Source organism: Longimicrobiaceae bacterium (assembly GCA_035936415.1).
In the GTDB taxonomy this organism is placed as follows: Bacteria; Gemmatimonadota; Gemmatimonadetes; order Longimicrobiales; family Longimicrobiaceae; genus JAFAYN01.
In genome coordinates this window covers 1-3,560 of the sequence record DASYWD010000443.1, presented here as the reverse complement: position 1 = coordinate 3,560, position 3,560 = coordinate 1, and the positions used below count along the sequence as shown (strand labels likewise).

2 protein-coding genes are annotated in these 3,560 nt (G+C 73.7%); both read left to right on the top strand.

The genetic code is table 11. The features are described from left to right. On the top strand, nucleotides 1–374 hold a 374-nt coding region (locus VGR37_18025; GenBank protein HEV2149306.1), incomplete at its 5' end, for a phosphopantetheine-binding protein. Next, nucleotides 371–3,560 (top strand): amino acid adenylation domain-containing protein (locus VGR37_18020; protein ID HEV2149305.1); only part of this gene is annotated, 3,190 nt, incomplete at its 3' end. The genes VGR37_18025 and VGR37_18020, both read left to right, overlap by 4 nt.

Here is a 3,560-nt window from a genome sequence, read left to right as displayed (position 1 = left end):
TGCAGGAGCGGGTGCCGGAGTACATGGTGCCGGCGGCGTACGTGCGCCTGGAGGAGATGCCGCTGACGCCCAACGGGAAGCTGGACCAGAGGGCGCTGCCGGCGCCGGAGGGGGAGGCGTACGCGCGGCGGGGCTACGAGGGGCCGCAGGGGGAGGTGGAGCAGGCGCTGGCGGAGATCTGGGCGGAGGTGCTGAGGCTGGAGCACGTGGGGCGGTGGGACCACTTCTTCGAGCTGGGCGGCCACTCCCTCCTGGCGATCACACTCATCGAGCGGATGCGGCGGCGGGGGCTGCACACCGACGTGCGGGCGCTGTTCACGAAGCCGACGATCGCCGACCTCGCGACCGACATCAAACAGGAAATCCGTCTATGAGCATCCAGGAGCTTGTGAGCGACCTCCTCGCCCGGGGCGTCGATCTGTCGGTCGAAGGCGACGAGCTGATCATCCGGGGCAAGGCGATGGACTCCGGCCTCCTGGGGCTGCTGCGGGAGAACAAGCAACCGCTGCTGGAGCTCGTCCGGGCGGGGAAGTACGGCTCCGGTCCCACGCCGCTCGTCCTCGCGTCCCGGATGGTGCTGGACCCGTCGGAGAGGGACAGGGTCTTCTCGGAGGTGCCGGGCGGAGCCGAGAACGTGCAGGACATCTACCCGCTGGCGCCGCTGCAGGAAGGGATCCTCTTCCACCACCTGATGGCCGAGGAGGGAGACACGTACATCCAGGTGAGTCTCTGGAGCTTCGACACACGCGAGCGGCTGACCGGCTTTCTGCGTGCGCTGCAGGCGGTGGTGGACCGCCACGACATCCTGCGGACGTGCGTGGTCTGGGAGGGGCTGCGGGAGCCGGTACAGGTGGTGTGCCGGCGGGTGGAGATCCCCGTGGAGGAGGTGGAGCCGGCCGCGGGGGAGGGCGACGTGGGGGAGTGGCTGTGTTCGCTCTACGATCCCGGGCACTTCCGGATCGACCTGCGCACGCCGCCCCTGATGCGGCTCTACGTCGCGCGTGACGAAGCCCGGGACCGCTGGCTGCTGCTCTTCCTGCGGCACCAGATCACCAGCGACCACGAGTCGCTGGAGATCCTGCTGAGGGAGCTGCGCGCCCACCTGGGGGAACGTGCTCCCGACCTGCCGCCCCCCCTCCCGTTCCGGAACTACGTGGAGCAGGCGCTGGGGGGCGTGAGCCGGGAGGAGCACGAGGCGTTCTTCCGCGGCATGCTGGGGGACGTGGACGAGCCGACGGCGCCGTACGGGATCCTCGACGTCCGGAGCGGGGGCCAGGACGCCGCGCGCCTCTGGATGGACGAGGAGCTGGCCCGGCGGCTGCGCACCCGCGCCCGGGCGCTGGGGGTGAGCGCGGCGAGCCTGTGCCACCTGGCGTGGGCGCAGGTGCTGGCGCGGGTGACGGGGCGGGAGGACGTGGTGTTCGGGACCGTGCTCTTCGGCCGCATGCAGGCCGGGGAAGGCTCGGACCGGGTGCTGGGGCCGTTCATCAACACGCTGCCGGTGCGCATCGAGGTGGGCGGGGAGGGGGTGGAGGCGAGCGTGCGGAGGACGCACAAGCTGGTGGCGGAGCTGCTGCAGCACGAGCACGCCTCGCTGGCGCTGGCGCAGCGCTGCAGCGCGGTGCAGGCGCCGGCCCCGCTCTTCACCTCCCTCTTCAACTACCGCCACAACCGGTTCGTCGGCACCCGGCGCGCCGAGGGGGCGCCCCTGGCGCTGCCGGGGTTCGAGGGGATCGAGGTCCAGAGGTCCGAGGAGCGGAATCCCTATCCCTTCACGGTCGCGGTGAACGACCTCGGGGACGGTGGATTCCGGCTCGCGGTGGAGGCGCCCGGGGCCGCCGAGGCGGAGCGTCTGTGCGCGATGGTGCACACGGCGCTGGAGCGGCTGGTGGAGGCGCTGGAGGTCTCGCCGACGCGGGCGCTCGGGAGCATCGACGTGCTTCCGGAGGAGGAGTGGCGGCAGGTGGTGGAAGGGTGGAACGCCACCGAGGCCGAGTATCCGCGCGAGCTGTGCGTGCACCAGCTCTTCGAGGCGCAGGCGCGGCACAGCCCCGAGGCGGTGGCGCTCGTCTTCTCGGGCGAGGCGCTCAGCTACGCGGAGCTGAACGCCCGGGCGAACCGCCTGGCGCACCACCTGGTCGGGCTGGGCGTCGGACCCGAGGCGCGGGTGGCCGTCTGCGTGGAGCGCAGTGCGGAGATGGTCGTCTCCCTGCTGGCGGTGCTCAAGGCCGGCGGGGCCTTCGTGCCGCTGGACCCGGAGTACCCGCCGGAGCGCCTGGGCTACATGCTGCGCGACAGCGCCCCGGTGGCGGTGCTGACCCAGGGCTCGCTCCTGGAGCGGCTCGGGGCGGCGGAGGTGGCGGAGCTGGCGCAGGTGCCGGTGCTGGACCTGGCGGGCGATGCCGCGGCCTGGGCGCGCCGGCCGGAGAGCGACCCTGTGCGGGGGGCGCTGAGCCCGGAGCAGCTGGCGTACGTGGTCTACACCTCGGGCTCGACGGGCCGGCCCAAGGGCGTGGCGTGCCTGCACCGCAACCTGGTCAACCGGCTCGCCTGGATGCAGCAGGCCTGGGGGCTGGCTGCCTCGGACGCGGTGCTGCAGAAGACCACGCTGAGTTTCGACGCCTTCGCCCGGGAGATCTTCTGGCCGCTGGCCGTGGGGGCGCGCGTGGTGGTGCTGGCGCCCGGGGCGCACCGCGACCCGGCCGCCCTGCTGGAGGTGGTGCGCCGGGAGGGGATCGGGGTGCTGAGCCTGGTGCCCTCGATGCTGCAGGTGCTGCTGGAGCAGCCCGAGGTGGGGCGCTGCGCGGAGCTGAAGCGGGTGCTCTGCGGGGGCGAGGCGCTGCCGCCGGCGCTGGCGGCGCGCTTCGGGGAGCGGCTGCCCGGCGTGGCGCTGCACAACCTGTACGGCCCCTCGGAGGCGGCCACGGCCACGGCGGCGCGGATCGAGGCGCTCGGGGCCGGGGAGGCGGGAGGGGTGCGGGTGCCGGTGGGGAGCCCGATCGGGAACACGCGGGTCTACCTGCTGGACGCGCGCGGGGAGCCGGTGCCGGTGGGCGTGGCCGGGGAGCTGTACGTGGGGGGCGCGGGGGTGGCGCGCGGCTACCTGGGGCGCGCGGAGCTGACGGCGGAGCGCTTCGTCCCGGACCCGTTCTCGGGCGAGGCGGGGGCTCGGCTGTACCGGACGGGAGACGTGGGGCGGTGGCTGGGGGAGGGGGCGCTGGAGTACGTGGGGCGGAACGATGCGCAGGTGAAGGTGCGCGGCTACCGGATCGAGCTGGGGGAGATCGAGGCGCGGCTGCGGGAGCAGGGGGGCGTGCGGGAGGCGGTGGTGGTGGTGCGGGAGGACACGCCGGGAGACCGGCGGCTGGTGGCGTACTGGGTGGGCGAGGCGCTCGAAGCCGAGACGCTGCGGGGGCACCTGCAGGAGCGGGTGCCGGAGTACATGGTGCCGGCGGCGTACGTGCGCCTGGAGGAGATGCCGCTGACGCCCAACGGGAAGCTGGACCAGAGGGCGCTGCCGGCGCCGGAGGGGGAGGCGTACGCGCGGCGGGGCTACGAGG